The 18821-nt window shown below is 44.8% G+C and carries 23 protein-coding genes and 1 other annotated feature; of the genes, 2 read left to right on the top strand and 21 right to left on the bottom strand.

Annotated elements, in window-relative coordinates; all coding sequences use genetic code 11:
* Positions 1-248: 248 nt before the first annotated feature.
* From MHI14_RS11510 to MHI14_RS11425, 18 genes are all read right to left on the bottom strand, one after another.
* A complete protein-coding gene (locus MHI14_RS11510; RefSeq protein WP_341130323.1) occupies positions 249-1028 on the bottom strand; it encodes a hypothetical protein in 780 nt (259 codons plus the stop codon).
* 46 nt (positions 1029-1074) lie between these two features.
* Positions 1075-1425, bottom strand: a complete 351-nt coding sequence (locus MHI14_RS11505) for a 2Fe-2S iron-sulfur cluster-binding protein (protein ID WP_341130322.1) — start codon at positions 1423-1425, stop codon at positions 1075-1077.
* A 17-nt stretch (positions 1426-1442) separates the two neighbouring features.
* Positions 1443-2060, bottom strand: a complete 618-nt coding sequence (locus MHI14_RS11500; RefSeq protein ID WP_340963137.1) for a hypothetical protein — start codon at positions 2058-2060, stop codon at positions 1443-1445.
* A gap of 83 nt (positions 2061-2143) precedes the next feature.
* Positions 2144-2323, bottom strand: a complete 180-nt coding sequence (locus MHI14_RS11495) for a DUF2768 family protein (protein WP_017687688.1) — start codon at positions 2321-2323, stop codon at positions 2144-2146.
* 173 nt (positions 2324-2496) lie between these two features.
* Entirely contained in the window at positions 2497-2772 is a 276-nt protein-coding gene (locus MHI14_RS11490; RefSeq protein ID WP_017687687.1) for a stage VI sporulation protein F, read from the bottom strand.
* A gap of 103 nt (positions 2773-2875) precedes the next feature.
* Positions 2876-3916: an NAD(P)H-dependent glycerol-3-phosphate dehydrogenase gene (locus MHI14_RS11485; RefSeq protein ID WP_036607707.1), complete on the bottom strand. Its 1041-nt coding sequence runs from the start codon at positions 3914-3916 to the stop codon at positions 2876-2878.
* A complete protein-coding gene (gene plsY, locus MHI14_RS11480) occupies positions 3909-4532 on the bottom strand; it encodes a glycerol-3-phosphate 1-O-acyltransferase PlsY (RefSeq protein ID WP_237174694.1) in 624 nt (207 codons plus the stop codon). The genes MHI14_RS11485 and plsY overlap by 8 nt, the downstream gene beginning before the upstream one ends.
* An 11-nt stretch (positions 4533-4543) precedes the next feature.
* Positions 4544-5866 carry a ribosome biogenesis GTPase Der gene (der, locus tag MHI14_RS11475; protein WP_076209907.1) on the bottom strand — a complete coding sequence of 441 codons (1323 nt, stop codon included), beginning with the start codon at positions 5864-5866 and terminating at the stop codon, positions 4544-4546.
* Between the two features lie 185 nt (positions 5867-6051).
* Complete coding sequence (rpsA, locus tag MHI14_RS11470) at positions 6052-7266, bottom strand: 30S ribosomal protein S1 (protein WP_062835205.1); 1215 nt, start codon at positions 7264-7266, stop codon at positions 6052-6054.
* Positions 7267-7408: 142 nt separating this feature from the next.
* The gene (locus MHI14_RS11465) at positions 7409-7996 is read right to left on the bottom strand and encodes a lysophospholipid acyltransferase family protein (RefSeq protein WP_076209906.1); all 588 of its coding nucleotides are present in this window, start codon (positions 7994-7996) and stop codon (positions 7409-7411) included.
* A complete protein-coding gene (gene cmk, locus MHI14_RS11460; protein ID WP_091028913.1) occupies positions 7993-8697 on the bottom strand; it encodes a (d)CMP kinase in 705 nt (234 codons plus the stop codon). The genes MHI14_RS11465 and cmk overlap by 4 nt, the downstream gene beginning before the upstream one ends.
* Before the next feature lie 103 nt (positions 8698-8800).
* Positions 8801-9025 (bottom strand): hypothetical protein, encoded by a 225-nt coding sequence (locus tag MHI14_RS11455; protein ID WP_341130321.1) that lies wholly within the window; start codon positions 9023-9025, stop codon positions 8801-8803.
* Between the two features lie 63 nt (positions 9026-9088).
* On the bottom strand, positions 9089-9742 hold the full coding sequence (locus MHI14_RS11450; RefSeq protein WP_133385347.1) for a flagellar brake protein: 654 nt from the start codon (positions 9740-9742) through the stop codon (positions 9089-9091).
* A gap of 148 nt (positions 9743-9890) precedes the next feature.
* Complete coding sequence (gene ypeB / locus MHI14_RS11445) at positions 9891-11237, bottom strand: germination protein YpeB (protein WP_076209902.1); 1347 nt, start codon at positions 11235-11237, stop codon at positions 9891-9893.
* 121 nt (positions 11238-11358) lie between these two features.
* Positions 11359-11529, bottom strand: a complete 171-nt coding sequence (locus MHI14_RS11440; RefSeq protein WP_165980215.1) for a hypothetical protein — start codon at positions 11527-11529, stop codon at positions 11359-11361.
* A gap of 114 nt (positions 11530-11643) precedes the next feature.
* Positions 11644-12339 (bottom strand): glutamic-type intramembrane protease PrsW, encoded by a 696-nt coding sequence (gene prsW, locus MHI14_RS11435; RefSeq protein WP_133385348.1) that lies wholly within the window; start codon positions 12337-12339, stop codon positions 11644-11646.
* Between the two features lie 43 nt (positions 12340-12382).
* Positions 12383-12997 carry a genetic competence negative regulator gene (locus MHI14_RS11430; protein WP_133385349.1) on the bottom strand — a complete coding sequence of 205 codons (615 nt, stop codon included), beginning with the start codon at positions 12995-12997 and terminating at the stop codon, positions 12383-12385.
* Positions 12998-13183: 186 nt separating this feature from the next.
* Positions 13184-13537, bottom strand: a complete 354-nt coding sequence (locus MHI14_RS11425; protein WP_047843572.1) for a hypothetical protein — start codon at positions 13535-13537, stop codon at positions 13184-13186.
* Between the two features lie 94 nt (positions 13538-13631).
* Between MHI14_RS11425 and MHI14_RS11420 the strand changes: the two genes are divergently transcribed.
* The gene (locus tag MHI14_RS11420) at positions 13632-14528 is read left to right on the top strand and encodes a polysaccharide deacetylase family protein (RefSeq protein ID WP_133385350.1); all 897 of its coding nucleotides are present in this window, start codon (positions 13632-13634) and stop codon (positions 14526-14528) included.
* Between the two features lie 33 nt (positions 14529-14561).
* Here the strand turns inward: MHI14_RS11420 and MHI14_RS11415 are convergent, their stop codons facing one another.
* Genes MHI14_RS11415 through MHI14_RS11405 form a run of 3 tightly spaced genes read right to left on the bottom strand, consistent with a single transcriptional unit; the run spans position 14562 to position 16443 of the window.
* Positions 14562-15371: a metallophosphoesterase gene (locus MHI14_RS11415; protein ID WP_341131693.1), complete on the bottom strand. Its 810-nt coding sequence runs from the start codon at positions 15369-15371 to the stop codon at positions 14562-14564.
* 29 nt (positions 15372-15400) lie between these two features.
* Positions 15401-15853 carry a hypothetical protein gene (locus MHI14_RS11410; protein ID WP_091028905.1) on the bottom strand — a complete coding sequence of 151 codons (453 nt, stop codon included), beginning with the start codon at positions 15851-15853 and terminating at the stop codon, positions 15401-15403.
* Positions 15850-16443 carry a CPBP family intramembrane glutamic endopeptidase gene (locus MHI14_RS11405; protein WP_036607728.1) on the bottom strand — a complete coding sequence of 198 codons (594 nt, stop codon included), beginning with the start codon at positions 16441-16443 and terminating at the stop codon, positions 15850-15852. Before MHI14_RS11405 ends, MHI14_RS11410 begins: the two co-directional genes overlap by 4 nt.
* 334 nt (positions 16444-16777) lie before the next feature.
* Positions 16778-17008: a binding site (T-box leader), on the top strand.
* 199 nt (positions 17009-17207) lie between these two features.
* On the opposite strand from MHI14_RS11405, the gene serA reads away from it, so the two are divergent.
* Positions 17208-18803, top strand: a complete 1596-nt coding sequence (serA, locus tag MHI14_RS11400) for a phosphoglycerate dehydrogenase (protein ID WP_076209897.1) — start codon at positions 17208-17210, stop codon at positions 18801-18803.
* The last annotated feature ends 18 nt before the right edge of the window (positions 18804-18821 follow it).

Here is an 18821-nt window from a genome sequence, read left to right as displayed (position 1 = left end):
ATCCGTATGCGGCAATATGACGCGTATTTTTGTTTTTTTATCTTATGGTGATGACATTAGGAGAATCCCCCGATCTCGGACTGCGCGTCTTTATTTCAATCTACTTTATGTGATCCGTGAAGCTTTTATGACGGTTATTGCTGATACTAACAAAAGAAAAAAGAGATATCCCTTATTTGGAATATCTCTTTTTGAACCATTAGAGCCATGGCGGTCCTACACCTAAATCATTTGAATTGCAACCATGCTTATTTTATGGGCTGGGCAATCGGCGCATTATTTTGCCAAGCATAGGGAACCGATTTAACGGGTACGAAGTAGGAGTGTTCCAACAGAAAATCGCGAACATCTTCAGTGTCTGCTGGGGACATGTCAGACTTTTCCACTGCCTGCATGATGTCAAAAGCATAATCTACATAGACTTTGCCTTCGTCATCCATCATAAAAGGTAACGCCTGACCTGAATATACACTATTCAGCGTAATGGAAGGTGTGCCAGCCTGTGCAGCCTGCTCCATATTCACAGCATATAACCCCGGATACAGTTCTTCCCCGCTTGGCAGCTTATTGTTATGTACGGACTTATATTGATTAACCAATCGTTGCACATCGTTTACTTTCTGTACGGTCAGAAGATCCATCACTTTAATGGTCGGATTCACTTCTTCGTCCTGAATAAGGAAGTAAGCGCTCCCACCACTTTCAAAAGCAGTCCCTGGTATTTCATCCAGATACCCCAGTTGTTTCAACTTGGGCAGGTCCACTCTGAACTTTTCATATTTTGGCGTTTCCATATCTGCATTGATGATTGGCAGAATCCCCTCATCTTTCTGGAATGCCTCGACCGCACTCTGGATACGGCTCACGCTTTCCCGATAGGCTATCTTTGGGTCCGAATTGCTCTGGGATGGATACATACAACCACTTGCTGTAAAAGCAAACAACAGGAATAACAGCAGACCACCCGTCTGATGTTTCAGACGCTGCCGTCTGCTTCTTTCAACACAATTTGGCTTGTTCCTAATCATTCGTGTCCTCCTTGAATAACTCATTAGAGAATCAATTTCATAACGCTCAGAACCAGTCGTCTTCCTGTTGTTGACGTTCCAGTTGTTTCCGAATGGCTGCCTTCAGCGGGTCCTCTGGAACATGAACCGATAGAGATCCACACACCTTGGCCTGACAGGACAGTCGTGTACCTGCTTCCAACAGTGAACCCAGCTTGCGCTTTTCTGCATCTGTTGGTGGATACAGTTCCGCCCGATGTTCTTCATCCACGTTCACTTTGCACATCAGGCAAGCCGCTTTACCATCACATCGGGTCGTAATCTTGACTCCAGCACGTCGTGCTGCATGCAGAAGTGTTGCCCCTGGTTTGAGCGCTATCGATTTGTTCATAGGTAAAAAAGTTATCTTATATTCCATCATTTTCCTCCCTCAACCTACTGGGGCCATGCAAAGCCAACAAGCTCTTCCACTTCGGCTCTGAAGCGGGCTGTCCATACATTCTGTTGACTTAACAGCATCATTATAGGTTGATGTGCATGTGGTTGCTGACGCATCTGTGTCGCAATGGGTACATAACGATCTTCACGACCTCGCAGCAGATTAAACAACAGCTCATGCGCAAGCGGCATCAGTCGCAGGGTATATGAACCTACTTGTGCTACTGGTGCATGTGGAGCAAGTACATGTTCAATCTCGATACGGTACCAACTTTTGCGAGCCCATATTTCGAAACCACCAACCAATTCCAGCGCACATTCACCCACCTGATAGTGGCTCAGCAGAGAAGCATACGGTCCTGTCTTGTCCACTGTAGGCTCGTCAAGCATTTCCCCCGGAGCGCTAAGGTGAAGTTCTTTAGCAGCAGCAACATCCGCATAGATATCAATATCTCTTGGAGCTTGTTGCAACTCCACCCCTTGAAGCAGCAACCCACAACTTCCTCCAAGTAACCATGTCTGTGGCTGTGTGTTCCAGGCTTTGGCCGTTTCCAGCAAAGCCGCGTGTAATTCCGGATAACGCTCTGTCCGACCCTCCGTATCATGCGGCCCCATAGGCTCACACTCCCCTCATCCGTGTTCATTGTGTCAGTTCTTATGATGTGCTTATGCGGATGTTATCTTTCAGGCATGGGAAATCAGGTCAGAGAAGCGATTCCACCGAAAAAGCCAATCAGCATAATCAAAAATGCAATTAGAGAAAGAATCCCCCGTACAATACCTTTTGTTTTGGCACGAGCAAACGTAATCAGGAATACAGATAATCCCATAATGAGGATGGCCACCAATGACAGCCACATCTTGTCCATTGCGCTCATAATCCAGCAGTCTCCCCTTCAGTCCGATATTCATCACTGACACTGTGACAATTGCAACCATTATAACACGAAATTCAGCTCAACTTTCCAAAAAAAAGACAAAAAAGCAAGCCGGCAGAAGCCGACTCGTCTTTTTGTCTTACTGGATCACCTGTACATGCAGGTGTGATCTATTATTTTTTCATCATCATTTTCATTAACGATTCCATACTGCTCGGATTCAATCCGCTTTTCTTGACCGCACTCACAATATCCTTAACCGTATCCTCAGATACCGGAACTTTCGCCATGGCGGATACTTGTTTGATCAATTGGCGCAACTGAGCTTCATTCTGAATCGTCGTTGGTTTCACCGTGCTTGCCAATTTCTTAACGGCACCTTCAGTTATCGTTTTACCCGTTTTCTTGTTGATTGCATTCAGTGCATCTTTGGAAATGTTGTTACCCATTCGTCTCCCCTCCTCCGGCAATACTCATGTGTATAGTATGAGTCTGCTACAGAAAAGGTGAATAAGCTTCTTATTTCACAAGGTACGTTTAGGCTGATTACAATCAGGAATGCCATTGCTCCCAGGTTTCAAGTTTCATGACTTCCATTTCAGTCTTCGGGTCACGTCCCATCAAGGCTTCAACCGCATCACGCGGCTGTCTCTCCTGGAATAAAACGTGATATAACTGATCCGCAATTGGCATTTGCACACCGTATTTTTGTGAGATGAAATAGGCAGCTTGCGTAGTTCGAATGCCTTCTACCACCATGCCCATGGACTTCAGTACATCATCCAACTTCTGTCCCTGACCCAACATGGAACCTGCTCTCCAGTTCCGACTGTGCTGACTTGTAGCCGTTACAACCAGATCCCCGATGCCGGCAAGTCCCGAAAACGTTAGCGGATTTGCTCCCATCTCAACACCAATACGTGTGATCTCTGCCAGACCTCGTGTTAGCAAAGCGGCTTTGGCATTATCACCAAATTGAAGACCATCGGACATGCCTGCACCAAGAGCAATGATATTTTTGAATGCGCCTGCAAGCTCAACACCAATCATGTCCCGATTCGTGTAAACCCGGAAATAGGCATTCATAAACAAAGCTTGGGCAGACTCGGCAGATGCCTTATCCAGTGAAGCTACAACCACTGTCGTTGGACAACGCTTCACCACTTCTTCCGCATGGCTTGGGCCAGAAAGAACAACCACACGTCCTTCTTCACATTCAAGCTCTTCTGAAATGACTGTGGACATCCGTTTGAGGCTTTCTGTCTCAAAACCTTTGGTTGCATGAATGACTAACATCTCAGGCTTGTAATAAGCCTTAAGCTGGTTCGTAACTGCACGCATGGCTGATGAAGGCGCAACAATTAACACAGCTATAGCGCCTTCCACCGCAGCTTCCATATCAGTTGTTGCTTGGATCCGTGGTGAAAGCTCCGCATCCGGAAGATAGCGAGTATTGGTGTGCTTGTTATTGATTTCGTTAGCCTGGTCTTCACCACGTGTCCACATCATCACATCCAACTGATTGGCGGCGAGTACACTGGCCAGAGCTGTCCCCCAGCTTCCAGCGACCAGAACAGCAACTTTTTTAGACAACTCGTTTACCCCCTCCAGGGTTTTTCGATCCCAATTTATTTTCCTGTCCTTTGGCGAGCTTCGCAATATTGGTACGATGTCTCCAGAACGCAAACAGACAAATAATCAGACTCCCCCAGAAGATATTCATTGAATATCCGGGTAATACCAGGATAAAAATGGGTGTAAATGCTACAAAAATCAGAGACCCCAATGAAACATAGCGTGTCAATACAATAGACAGAATGGCGATCACCCCAGCACATAACGCAGGTAGGAAAGCAAGACTCACCAGAACACCAATGGCTGTGGCAATGCCTTTTCCTCCACGAAAATGGAAGTAAAGCGGCCAGTTATGTCCTGCAATGGCTGCTATACCACTGAGTGCAGGAATCCAGACAGATCCGTCACTCAGCCAGATTCCTATCCATACAGCTGCAACACCCTTAAGTACATCAAGTAACAGAACAGCAATTGCCGGTCCTTTACCCAAAATACGCAACGTATTGGTAGCTCCCGCGTTTCCGCTTCCGTGCTGACGAATATCGATCCCCCGTATCGCTTTGGCAAGGAGGACACTAAAGCTGATCGAACCGAGTAAATAACTCAGTACAATCGCTGCGATTTGTAAAATCACACACTTCTCCCCTAACTTTCGTCGGACTTCTTCCGAGTAAATATGCGAATTGGTGTTCCTTCGAAATCAAACGCTGCACGGATTTTATTCTCCAGATAGCGCTCATATGAGAAGTGCATCAACTCAGGGTCGTTCACAAAAATAACCATGGTCGGCGGTTTAACTGCAACCTGAGTCACATAGTTAATTCTCATTCTCCGTCCTTTATCCGTTGGCGGAGGATTAATCGCAACCGCATCAGACACCACATCGTTAAGCAGATGTGTCTGCACACGTAACGAGTGTTGCTCTGCTACACGTTGCACAACCGGCAACAGTTTTTGTAAGCGTTGTTTTGTGAGGGCTGACAAGAATACGACCGGAGCATAAGTCATAAACAGGAAGTGATCCCGAATTTTTCTCTCAAACTCTTTCATCGTTTTGTCATGCTTCTCTACTACGTCCCATTTGTTCACAACAAACAATGACGCTTTACCAGCTTCGAATGCATATCCTGCAATATGCTTGTCCTGTTCAATAATGCCTTCTTCACCATTAATGACAATCAGAACAACATCTGCACGCTCAATCGCACGCATCGCACGCATTACACTGTATTTCTCAGTTGTTTCATATACTTTACCACGCTTACGCATACCTGCTGTATCAATCAGCACGTAACGTTGGCCGTCTTTTTCAAAAGGTGTATCAATTGCATCCCGGGTCGTTCCAGCCACGTCACTTACAATGACACGCTCTTCACCCAGAATAGCATTCACCAGTGAAGATTTACCCACATTAGGACGTCCGATCAGAGCTACACGAATGACATCTTCATCGTAAGTCTCTTCCTCAAGTTCTGGCAGCTTCTCCACAATTGCATCAAGCAAATCACCTACACCTGTACCGTGACTTCCGGATACGCCGATGGGATCACCGAAACCAAATCCATAAAACTCATAAATGAGCTCACTTCGTCCGATATTATCCACTTTGTTAACGGCTACAACAATAGGCTTGCCTGAGCGGTAGAGCATCTCTGCTACCTCTTCATCCGATTGCGTAATACCTGCTTTTGCATCACACATGAATACAATAACATCCGCTTCTTCAATAGCGAGCTCTGCTTGCATCCGAATCGATTTTAAGATTACATCTTCACCATCAATTTCGATACCACCTGTATCAATAATACTAAATGGTTTACCGTTCCATTCACCGATTCCGTATATGCGGTCACGGGTAATGCCCGGCTTGTCTTCCACAATGGCCAGTCTGTCGCCGATGATCCGATTGAAAATGGTGGATTTACCCACGTTCGGTCGTCCGACAATTGCCACAACGGGTCTTGCCATACATTCCACTCCTCCTGTCCATACTTACGATACTCATCATAGCAAAAAAGATATGTCTTGGCTAACGTTTCATGCCAAATTACTCGCAATAAAAACAATCGGCGAACCCGCCTGGGGCTCGCCGATCTTGCTTTTGTTATTCAGCAAAATATGCAGTATATAACTTAGAACCATGCATTGTTAACTTATTTGAATTTGCTGAGTTTGTCTCCAAACAGTTCGCCAAGCGTAGTGCTCATACCTTGATTGTTCAAGGAAACGTTTGGATTGTTGATTTCTTCACGCGGAGCGTTGTTTCTTGCAGGTCTTTCTGATTTTTGTGGTTGAGCTGGAGCTTCTTCTGTTTCTTTGATGCTCAAGCTTACACGTTGCTCAGAAGGGTTCATGTCCAAGATTTTAACTTGAACTTCCTGTCCTTCTTTCAGCACTTCATGAGGAGTGCCGATGTGTTTGTGGGAGATTTGCGAGATATGCACAAGTCCCTCAACACCAGGAGCGATTTCAACAAATGCACCGAAGTCAACCAGACGTTTTACAACACCTGTTACGATATCGCTGGAATTGAATTTTTCGCTTGCTGTTTCCCAAGGACCTGGTTGAACAGCTTTCATGCTCAGGCTGATTTTGCCTTTTTCAGGGTCAACTTTCAGCACTTTCACACTAACTTTGTCACCTTCAGACAGAACGTCGGATGGTTTTTCAACGTGTGTCCAAGCCAGCTCGGATACGTGAACCAAACCGTCAACTCCGCCCACATCAACGAATGCACCGAATTGAGTCAAACGTTGTACTGTACCTTCGATCACTTGACCTTCTTGCAAACCAGCCATTACTGTAGCTTTGTTTGCTTCGAATTCTTGCTCCAGTACGTCTTTTTGGGAAAGGATCACTTTGTTGTTCTCACGGTCGATCTCTTTCACTTTAACACGCAGTGTGCGTCCTTTGTAGTCGCTGAAGTCTTCAACGAAATGGCGTTCAACCATGGAAGCCGGGATAAATCCACGTACGCCCACGTCTGCTACCAGACCGCCTTTAACAACATCACCTACAACAACTTCGAATACGTCTTGGTCTTCAAAATGCTTTTGCAATTGATCCCATGCGTTTTCGCTGTCGATTGCACGTTTGGACAGAACGAGTTTTTCTTTCTCGTCGTCGATGCTAAGAACTTTAGCTTCAACTTCTTGTCCAACTTCAACTGCGTCAGACGCGCTGTCAACATGTAATGAAGACAGTTCACGAATTGGAATGACACCGTCATATTTATATCCAATGCTCACATAGGCTTGGTTATCTTCCAATTTGACGATGGTTCCTTTTACGGTATCTCCTTTTTTCAAGGAAACGAATTGATCCAACTCATCTTGGGTTGCTTCTTGATTTTTCATTTCTTCCGACATGTCAAATACCCTCCTCAATTCAAAAACCCCATTATATTCAAACCTGCCTGTAGCAGAGTTCAAAACACTTTCATCACTGAGTGCTTAAGCTTTAGTCTCCCTCAAAAATATGGAAACATGCACTCAGCTACCGACGAAGCCATTACTTGCTTGGCACGCCCGTTTGCACCATTTCGTTAATCTTGGACATAATCTTTTCAGTCGCCTTCTCCAGAGCTTCTCCAGATGGGTCTTCCTTGAACTCGTCCAAACTTACTGGTGCTCCATATACAACTTTCATCTTACGAAAAACTTTGTAGTTACCGATAATAGCAGTAGGAATAACTGTAGCGCCACTGCGGAGAGCAAAACTCGCTGCCCCTTTTTTGCCGATACCTCCATCATTGTGACGGCTTCCCGAGGGGAAGATTCCAAGCACTTGACCATCACGCAAAATATTGAGTGAGGTTTTGATGGATTCCTTGCTGACACCTCCACGTTTAACGGGGAAAGCGCCCACGGCTTTAATAATTCGGCCGAGTACCGGAATGTCAAACAATTCGCTTTTGGCCATAAAACGCACCTGACGGCGAATTTTGATACCAACGGTTGGAGGATCGAAGTTACTAATATGATTGGAACATAAAAGTACGCCGCCTTCTTTCGGAATATTCTCCCGTCCAACGGCCTCCAAGCGGAAAAGAATGGTATAAATGATCCGCAGTAATGTGCTGCAAAATGTGTAAATCATAGACCGATCTCTCCTCTGACCATTGTGCAATAAGATACGATTTTGTCAACCACTTCATGAATGTTCATCTCCGTTGTATCAAGGACGATAGCATCCTCAGCACAACGCAATGGGGAAATTTCCCGATTCTCATCCAATCTGTCACGGGTGGCAATGTCTCGCTCCAGCTGTTGCAACGTCAGTCCTTCAGAGGGGTCCAGTTCTTTGAAGCGGCGAAGTGCACGCTCTTCGACACTGGCAGTCATGAAGATTTTCACTTCCGCATCGGGCAATACTGTCGTTCCGATATCGCGTCCATCCATGACGACGCCCTTGCGCAAAGCCATTTGCCGCTGAGTATCCACTAATTGCGTACGCAGCCCCTCGATTTGCGCATATCGGGACACGATTCCCGTCACTTCACGGGAGCGGATTTCCGAGGTTACTTCTTCCCCATTACAGAACACTTTCTGTCCGTCGGGATCCGGTTGTAAATCAATGACCAGCTTTTGGGCTTCCTGAAGTACCTGTGTCACTTCTTCCGGCGCAATATCTTTCCGAAGCATGTGCAAGGTTACCGCACGGTACATTGCGCCTGTATCGACGTATACATACGCGAGCGCCTCTGCAACCAATCGGGCCACCGTGCTTTTCCCGGCACCGGCAGGTCCGTCAATTGCAACGTTCATTTTCCCGTTCTCTGATGTGTTCTGGCTTGCCAACGGGGCATTCCTCCTCAAACGATAAACCTCAATAAAAAAACAGGCATTGCCTGCATCGTGAAAATTATACCACACTCTACACATGGATGCAAAAACAGACAAATCAACGATGTTCGTAATCATTCATCGTTTGCACTTCAATTGGCGTTCCTTCCAGGCGGTCAATGGTGGTCAAATTCTTTTTGAAGCCGGGTATCAACAGCAGCAATTGATATACCACAAGCAGGATTAGAAGGACTGTAATCAGAATCGTAACCTTTCGTTCCATTCGCCTGGAGAAAACATAATAAAGTCGTTCATATCTGCGGGTTGCATGACGATGATTCATGGTAATGCCTCCGTTTTTTTCATTACGGTACCCGCAGTTCCTTCTTCTTATGCCACAACATTCCTATTTCGTACGATAGTCCAATTGTCGTTCGAAACAAAACTTGATAATTTTCTGGCGCTCCGAATCTGAAATCTGCACAAATTTCAGCATGCATAGCTGTCTGCCGGTTTCCAGGGTTTTGATCCGCACAACTTCAGCTTCAAAATTCACATGTTCAATGGTTGAATTCCGGTAGGGAACCAGCAACCAGCATTTCAGTTTTTGACCTTCAGCTATTGAAAAACCTGTTTCGCCGTAGATGGACAATCCACCGCCACCAATATCTTCAGTCAATCCGACGGCACGGGTCAGATCTTCACTCTGGATGGCCAATTCGAGGTTTGCATGAACACGAAGAAAGCTGCGCCGTTGTATTTTGGATATATCGCTCGGAAGCGGTTTGCGGATACGGACAAGACGGACCACATCTTCCTCAAATCCCGTGACATAGGTATTAAAATAATGCCGGACCCCATCCTCCATAATATATGAAATGGACAATTCCTCTCCAAAAAAGAGCCTTTTCAGACGGCTGCTTCCTTGTTGCATCGGGACCTCAATCAGAAAACTGCTGTCATCCATATCTGCAATGCGTGATTTGTACTCTTTGTGTTCCTCTTTTTCATCTGCAGAAGCAATCTGGATGTATAAAATTTCATTTATTTTCGGAAACAAGCTGTTCACCGCCACTTTATGTATTTATCTTCGTATGTACAAGGACTATTATACCATGACCTTTCTCACATTGAACAAGAAAAAAACAGACCACATCGTGGTCTGCCGCAGTTATTCGCTCAGCTTAAAATTCAGATTATCCATCTTTTTATGAGGTTGCATTGACCGGTTTGATCTCTTCAACCGCTTCTTCCATTCCTGTATTTGCATTAATGTATATCCGGTAACGAGAACCGTTAATTTTCCCTCCGAATTCATAACACAATACTTCTTTGCTGTAATCATTCTCAATCAAGGATTTGCGAACATAATTTTCTTCGAACTCCGAGTTCAGCTTTTTCCGCGCCTGTTGCTCCGTAAGAGTTGCTTTCGGAATTTTGCGCTTGTCATTATGTTCGTAGACAAAGTCACTCGCCTGAAAGCCGGTTACTTCGCCTGTATCCAAACCTACACGAACTGACATTTTCTCTGGATAGATCAAAGTGTCTCCTTGCTTACGCACATAAGTAAGGTTACCCAGATTACCATATTCATCGTAGTTTACAGCCTTCATATCCTTATAGCCTTTGTTCATTAGAAATTGATCCGCTTTAGCCATGGCATTCTGACGAGACACTTTTTTGGTTCCGATTGGACGCGTATCACTGTAAGAGATCAGCATTCCGCCATTACGGGTGAAATCCATCATCAGTTTGCCATTGTTGGCATGATCAATCGTGGCGGTGTAGGACTCCCAGTCCGTTCCTTTGCCGTTCTCCTGCACTTGGATTTTGCTACTATCCGCATTAGAAAATTTTGCAGCCTTGCTCTGAATCTGTTCTTTGGTCACCGGTAAGCCGCCCAGTTTCTTGACTGATCGTTTGGCATAGATATTGGATACGGAAGGACCCCAATCAAGCTCCGGGTATTCCTGCACCTTTTTGTTCACAGTACGAAAACCATCAACGATCGTGTTGTCCATGGTTTGCTCTTGCGTTGCCATGGCAGTCTCTGCATCCATCCAGCGCAATCGGTCCGTCAGGACTTTCTGCTGCACATCCTGCAGATTCTTGGTAATCTCGGATGAATTCTGATACAGCTTTTTCAGGTTGCCCATTTCCTTCTCACTTAGCGGTTCGTTTGTCAAGTCACGCATCGACGCCCGATAGGCAAAGTTGGAAATACGCGAGAGAAACTCCTCTGTCTCGTTAAATGGCAGCATGGTAAGTGGCAGTTGGTTGATCTCATTCTGCGCTTCACTGGTGAGTCGCCATACATTCATCAGACCTTTGCGATGCATCCCCTGTGATGTAGAGTGAACCGCCAAGGTGTTACCAATCTCCGAATGCAATTTGTCCATATGAAAAGATAAATCGTGAAAGGCACGCTGATATTGATTCTCTGCCTTGATCAGAATTGCATTCTTCTCCTGATTCTCCTGATAGCCCCACACGAGCGCACCGACCAGCAGAACCGCAAATATCGGAAACATAACTGAACTTAATCGTTTATACATCGGTAGAGTCTCCTTTCTTCTAAACCACTACCTCTATTGTGGATCGAAGAAAGATCTCTTATGCATGCGATTTCCAGTCCTTACACAAGCAGGTTGCTAAAGTACCGTTTGGGTCCTTATTTTAATTCAGCTGAATCCCAGTTGCCATGCCCTCTTCTTCAATTTCGAACTGGTCTCTGTTATCACAGAGGCACTGCTTGAATCCCGTCTCAATCCGGCCCCGCTCTTTCTTGCCTCGTAATGTAAATCGTTCACCGCATTGTTTGCATCTGATTTTAATTTTAATTCTCATCACAACGATCTCCGTTTCTGTTGGTCATTCCCCGGGAGTTTATCCGTAAAAATAAAAACACACCGGAGCCATAGGCGCAATATGCGCTTTATGTCCACCAGTGTGTCCGTATTTTTATAATTTAACCTCTTCCTCCCGCTTCACAAAACGAAAAGGAGAACGGTTATTAGCTCGTGTAATTTTACCCATTGCCCCATACCACAGGCCCGCCATTAGCGGCGCTATAAACCACAACCAATGATTCACCATGGTGTTCATGATAACATCGTACAATGCATGCCAGAAAAAAGGTAACACCAGAGAAAGAACCAGATACCACCGCTTTTTCTTACCACCGATAAACTTGGCTTTACCCATGTAATAACCCATGATTACTGCGAACATAGCGTGCCCTGAAACAGGGAGCAATGCCCGAAGGAACATGGCTGAGACGGATGCATTCCCCGCAAAGGCATACAACACATTCTCAACAGTGGCAAATCCAAGTGAAACAGCGACTGCATATAAGATCCCGTCATACGGCTCATCAAATTCGGTGTGATTATAGATGATATGATAAAGTACGAACCATTTAATGAATTCCTCCACACCACCTGAGATCATAATGGCCTCAAGATAAGGATTATCCCCGAGCCACATCATCATGCCACGCTGAATAATCATCACAGGCAGTACCATGAGAATCCCCATGAGGAAAACCCGCAATACCATATGAAGTGGCTCATAATCATAACGGTCTTTCAGGTAAAAGTATGTTAACAAGGCGAGACCCGGAGCAACTGCTGCCGCTAAGACCGAAAACAAAAGCACCGAAATTCCCTCCTCTGACTAAAGACGCGATTACAACTAGAGATTAATCCTGGCGTTTGAAGTGGGTGCAGATAACATCAATCGCTTGTGCAGGAATAACAACCTTACCATACTCTTCCATAACTGCTGGAGTAACTGAGGAGCCTTCGCCAAATTCAGCAAGCAAAGCAATCAATGCCGCATGTTTGGTGGAATCTACCTCATCTGGCTCAAAATGCAAGAACCACTTGTCTTTATAAGAATAAAGTCTCCCAGCATCCGTAACATGCTGACGCAACATATGTGCAGCTTCAATGAGCACTTCAAAGTCCTTGAATGCATAAACGATGGAATCGCTTTGCTCGAGTGTAACTTCCATTTCATATACTTCTTCAGGAAGATCATCTTCATGACCTGAACCATATTGTTGCGGATCATATTTTCCACGTGTGACAATGACAACCATCCCTTGAGCGGGAAGTGCGAATACTTCGACAGCGAGTGGACCTGTGGCATCAAATCCAAGTTCGGAATAGGCCTGATCCATCATTTCAGTGAACAGTTCATGAACCTTAGGTATTTCCTGCCACATATCTTCTTTTTGTATTCCGCGCTCGCTCAGATCGTCAAAGGTCAGGAAAATCCGTATCTTATCGTGACTTAGTCGTTCTATTTTCATACAGGATCTCCCCTTTATAAGCAAGTCTTATAACAGATTATGAAGCACAAAACAATATGTGCTGAAAATAAATCTATGTAGTTATGTTATCATTTTATACCTCTAAATGCACGAAGTAAAATCGACAAAAAAAGAATCATCCACAGCCAATCTAGACTGTGGATGATTCTAATTGGTGGTTTTGGTTTATAAACCCGGTACTGTTGTGTTTGTTTGACTTAAAATTTGCTCAACTTCATGCTTAACATCCGGATTGGTGCGAATAAAATCTTTGAGCATGCTCATATTCGCTTCTTTTTCCTGCGGTGTGATTGCTCTTGCGGTCTTTGCTGCCGGATTTTTGTGGGATTCACCATGTTGATTTTGCTTACTTGTGAACCCGTCCATACCCGGGAAAGTCATTTCCATCATCTTATGTTTTGCCTGATCCATCATATTTCTTGATGAACCCGATGACATCATGGGCAATTTGCCTTTGGACAGCCATGAACTGGCTGCAACACCAATGACAATGCCCCAAAAAAAGGATGACGTCTTCATTACACCAACCTCCTTCAAGTGTTAAAATCATATTTAGTGTTTGCGGTAGTGAGCGATCTCATTCCGTATAAATACAGGAAAGCGAGTTGAAATCATGTTCAGACATACCGCCGCATTGATCATTGCTGCAAGTTTACTGCTGTCAGCTTGTGGGACAACAGAAGAAAAAACATCTGAAAATTCCGCACCAGCGGGCGAATCGACTACCACGAGTCAAGAAGAGCAAGGTAACTCTAACCCAACTGAAACAGCAGAACCCGGAACTGATGTGCCCGAGCCTTCAACGGAAGATTCAACTGCGACAGAAGAAGAACCTGAATCTTCGGAGAAGGTTTCTACAGAAGAGAAAGTGGAAAAGACGTATCATATGAATGAAAATTATTATATTAAACCAAACGATGAAGCGAGCCCAAACAAAGTGGTCTTGTTAACTTTTGATGATGGACCCAAAGAAGAAAAAATGATTACTTCACTGATCGACACTTTAGATAAACATAACGCTAAAGCGATATTTTTCGTCAATGGATATCGGGTAAAAAGCCATCCGGAATTGCTCAAACTCATACATGAACGGGGTCAGATTGTAGGCAATCATGCCTGGGATCATGAGGATCTCAAAAAAATGTCCAACGCTGAGGCGGCAAAACAGGTTACAGATGTCCAAAAAATAGTGAAGGATACCATTGGTGAGGAACCGCAATTCTTCCGTCCACCTTTTGGGTCGGGAAATGATGCACTGAAGGCTGCTGTGAAGAAAAATGGCATGTTATATATGACTTGGTCTAATGGTTCGCTCGATTGGGATAAAAGTACCAAAGACAAACCAGAAAAAGTCATTCAAAATGTACTGGACCAGTTAAATCCCGGAAGCAATATTTTGATGCACGAGTTGCCATGGACGGTTGAAGCATTGGATGAGTTGCTGACCAAGCTCGAAAAGAAAGGTTATTCCTTTGTTGATCCGCGTGCAATTGAATTGGAAGCTCGTTAAATTGAAATTTTGCGCATTAAAATAAAACAGCCTTTATCCAATGGATAAAGGCTGTTTCTCTGTGAGTGCTTTTTCCGCGGGCACTCTTAACGTGATGATATGCATCTCCGCAGGACAACCTAGTCGGAGAGGAAGATGATTTGTACCGTATCCTCTGCTAACAAGCATTTTGCCTTCTTGGTGAACTTCCTCCGGACTTCGCTTCAGGGAGTACCAACCATTCGATACGGGACGATACACTTTGCTCAGGAACACAGGTCCGAAAAATGGTAAAACCAATTGTCCGCCATGTGTATGACCGCTTAAAATAAGATCTGCATTTTCCTCCAAGCGAAGGGCCTGCAAAGGATCATGAACGATAGCAATTTTGCAAAAACGGTTACCGATCTGTTGTAGTAATACATCGCCCTGTTTGGAACGATAGTCTATGCCGATCAGGCTCAATCTGTCGTTGCCTCTTTGCAGATATTCCACATTATCCTGCAGGAGCTTAACGTCCGATTCCCGAAGGATTCGCGCAAGTTGAGCGGTACCAGCCCTCTTGTCATGGTTGCCATACACCGTAAATGAAGGAGCAATGTTCGATAAAATTTTCATGTTATGTCTAACTAAAGACCATGAGATTCCTTTTTCCGCAACATCCCCGCCGATGAGAACCCAGTCCACCTTGTTTTTAACGTTTTCCAGATCCTTCTGCTTCAGCTTGCGCTTGTGCGTGTCGGATACATACAAAATCTTAGCCCCGTCAAAGGATGTTGGCAGATGAGGCACTTCAACCTCTTCTTCAATCATTTGATGAATATGGGCTTCACGCCACATATGAAAAAGAAGTAAAACTCCCATCAAAATGATTAAACCTGCGATTAAAAGCATTACCACGGTAAGGGAAGGAACGTATTCAGAGCGGGTGCCCCTTCAACCCCCCACCAAACCAGACTAATCGTTAACATGACAAAAATAAAAATGAGTGAATTGACAAACCTCTTGCTCAATTTTAACCGACGTGAAGGATGTAATTCTGTCCGTGTAGGAAGCGAACCCGCTTCGGGGATCGACTCTTCCGTTGATGTTGGCGTTTTTTTGGAGCGTGATGGTGCCCTTTGAGGAAGTACTGGACTTTCCAGCTTTTCTGTATAAGGCTTGCGCTGTGATCTAGGTAAAGAAACAGAAGTAATTGGTGTGATTCCGCCAACCTCAGCAGCTGCTGCCGTTTCAACAACGATGCTTACTTGAGAAGCCACCTGACGCTCGGATTTCTCTTTTTTATCCGATTGACGATGGCGCTGACTGCCATATGTCTTCATTCTACTTAATGGCTGATTCATGATCCCCTCCGAAAACGTATCGCTAATCCGGACACCAAATCAATAATAAAGTGACATAATATAGGCGCCCATAATGTGCCGGATTGCAAGTAAATCCAACCCAATCCATAACTTGAGACAAACACCCAGCCTGTTGGAATCCAGTGGCGCAAATAACGAATATGGATAACTGCAAATAAAATACTTGTCCAGTAAGGACCGATGGCATGTTGGATGGCTCCACGGAATAATAATTCCTCACACACAGCAACAATGGCTGCTATACATACAATGTGCCAGATCGGACGCCCACGGAACAACATCTCGTTAATTCCACCGTCATCCATACTTTCCTGAGGTATAACATACGACAGTACCAAGTCCATAACAAGCATAATGCCTGCAAGACCAAGACCCCACCATATAAATTGGTAATTGTCAGGCCATGCGAGTACATCTAACAAGTTTCGTTTCTGCAATAAGATCCACACAACTCCGATAATCAGTGTCAGACCTTGTGTAAAGTATAGATTGATTAAAAGCAAACGCTCGGTAAGCTGCTGTGGCTCAGCCTTTTGAATCTTGAACTTGGGAAACTTGAATTTTTTCATCGGATGCGTCTGTCCTCTTGAGTTAAATTTGATGGATAACAATTACGTTGTCCAATCGGATAGTATACTAAATGATAGCCAAAAAACCAATTAGGTTCAAGACCTGCCCCAAGTCCTGGTTATACGTCCGTGCCATTACTTCATTAAAGCAGTAAAATCCAGTTCACCAAACAGCTTACTTTCCATCTTCTTGTGGTAGGTATATTAACTACTGTATTACTTATGGTGACTCTGTTTATGTGTCAATCTAAAGACATCTGCAAAACAATTTAAAACATTTAAGCCTATTGACATGCTCATGTCAGCCATGATACATTATGAAAAATTAGTCACGTTAAACACGATGATGGAAAAAAGATGTTGCTTCGTCTTACAGAGAGCCGATGGTAGGTGTGAATCGGTGGCAGGCAAATGGTCTTGAGCGCTCCTGAGTTATTGCATTGAAATTGGAGTAGGTGCAATCGGTTTAGACCCGTTATCCTCTTCGGTCTTCATTGACCGCTAAGACTGTCGTTGCGAAACGGCGGTGAATTAGGGTGGTACCACGACAACTCTCGTCCCTTATTGCGCAAGCAGTATGTGGATTGAGAGTTTTTTGATTTATTTTAAAGGATATCTGTGGGATCACTCTATTTGCTTCACCTCCCCCCTCTGTTGCGACACCGCGTTGTTGGGCGGAAGAATCAATCTGGTTTTAAGGAATACCTCTTCGCTGAGGTCAAACCTTGACGATATAGATACACATACCTAAGGAGGAAGAAACCATGTACAAAGTGTTAGTGTCGGACCCAATCAGTGATCTGGGGATCCAGCAACTGGTGGATGCAAATGATGTTGTTGTTGAGAAGAAAACCGGTCTTAGTGAAGATGAACTTGTTGCCATTATTGGTGATTATGATGCCCTCTTGGTTCGTAGCCAGACTCGTGTTACAGATCGTATTATGACGGCTGGTACCAACCTTAAGGTGATCGGACGTGCAGGTGTTGGTGTAGATAACATTGATCTGGAAGCTGCTACTCAGCGCGGTATCATCGTTATTAATGCTCCTGATGGCAATACCATCACAACTTGTGAGCACACATTTGCCATGATGATGGCATTGGCACGACACATTCCTCAGGCATATGCCAAGACTATTCAAGGTACGTGGGATCGTAAAACCTTCCTGGGTGTGGAATTAAGAAATAAAACGCTCGGTGTACTGGGTATGGGACGGATCGGTAGTGAAGTTGCCAAGCGCGCCAAAGCATTCGGAATGGACATTCTTGCTTACGACCCGTTCCTCACGGAGGAGCGTGCCGAGAAGCTGCAAGTGAAGCTGGCTAGTGTAGATGATATTATTCGCAATGCGGACTTCATGACCGTTCACACGCCATTAACACCGGAAACACGGCATATGATTTCACGTCCACAATTCGAAGTGATGAAAAAAGGCATGCGTATCATCAACTGTGCTCGTGGTGGTGTAGTTGACGAGATGGCACTTGTCGAAGCCATTGATCAAGGTATTGTTGCTGGTGCAGCATTTGACGTATTCGAAAGCGAGCCGCCAGCCGCTGATCACCCGTTCCTGAATCACCCAAGCATTATCGTTACGCCTCACCTTGGTGCGTCCACAGTAGAAGCACAAGAGAACGTGGCTATCGATGTGTCGGAACAGGTACTTCACATTTTGCGTAACGAACCGTTTAAAAACGCAGTTAACATGCCGGCTGTTGCACCAACCGTTATGAACAAATTGCAGCCGTATTTCAAACTGGGTGAAACGTTGGGTAGTTTTGCAGCACAGATTACACAAAATGCAGTGCAGGAGATTCGGATCGACTATGCTGGTGAACTTTCTGAAGTAGATACTTCTCCTCTCACTCGTTACATTGTGAAAGGGATTCTCGCCAGACATTTGGGTGGGGAAGCCAACATCGTTAACTCCATGCATCTGGCCAAAATCCGTGATCTGAATGTGGTTGTAAGCCAGACCTCAGCAACTAAAGGATTTACTAACCTGATTACCGTTACATTGGTTACAACTCAGGATGCTGAGGAACGTCGTGTAGCAGGTACATTACTTGCAGGTTATGGAGAGCGTATCGTTCGTCTGGACAAATTCCCGGTAGATATCGCACCGGAAAGTCATCAAATTTTGATCTCCCATAACGATAAACCAGGTATTATCGGACGTGTAGGAACCCTGCTTGGACAAAACGATGTCAACATCGCATCCATGCAGGTTGGACGTAAAATTATTGGTGGTGCAGCGATCATGATTCTGACCGTAGATAAAGCTGTTCCAAAAGATGTGCTTGTGCAGCTTGCTGCGCTGCCTGAAATCAATACTGCTGTTGAAATTGTTCTGGAATAGTTCCTTATCATTCAGTAA

Source organism: Paenibacillus sp. FSL K6-2393, assembly GCF_038002545.1.
GTDB lineage: Bacteria > Bacillota > Bacilli > Paenibacillales > Paenibacillaceae > Paenibacillus.
Note: the sequence above shows the minus strand (reverse complement) of the source record. Positions and strands in the feature narration are given on the sequence as shown.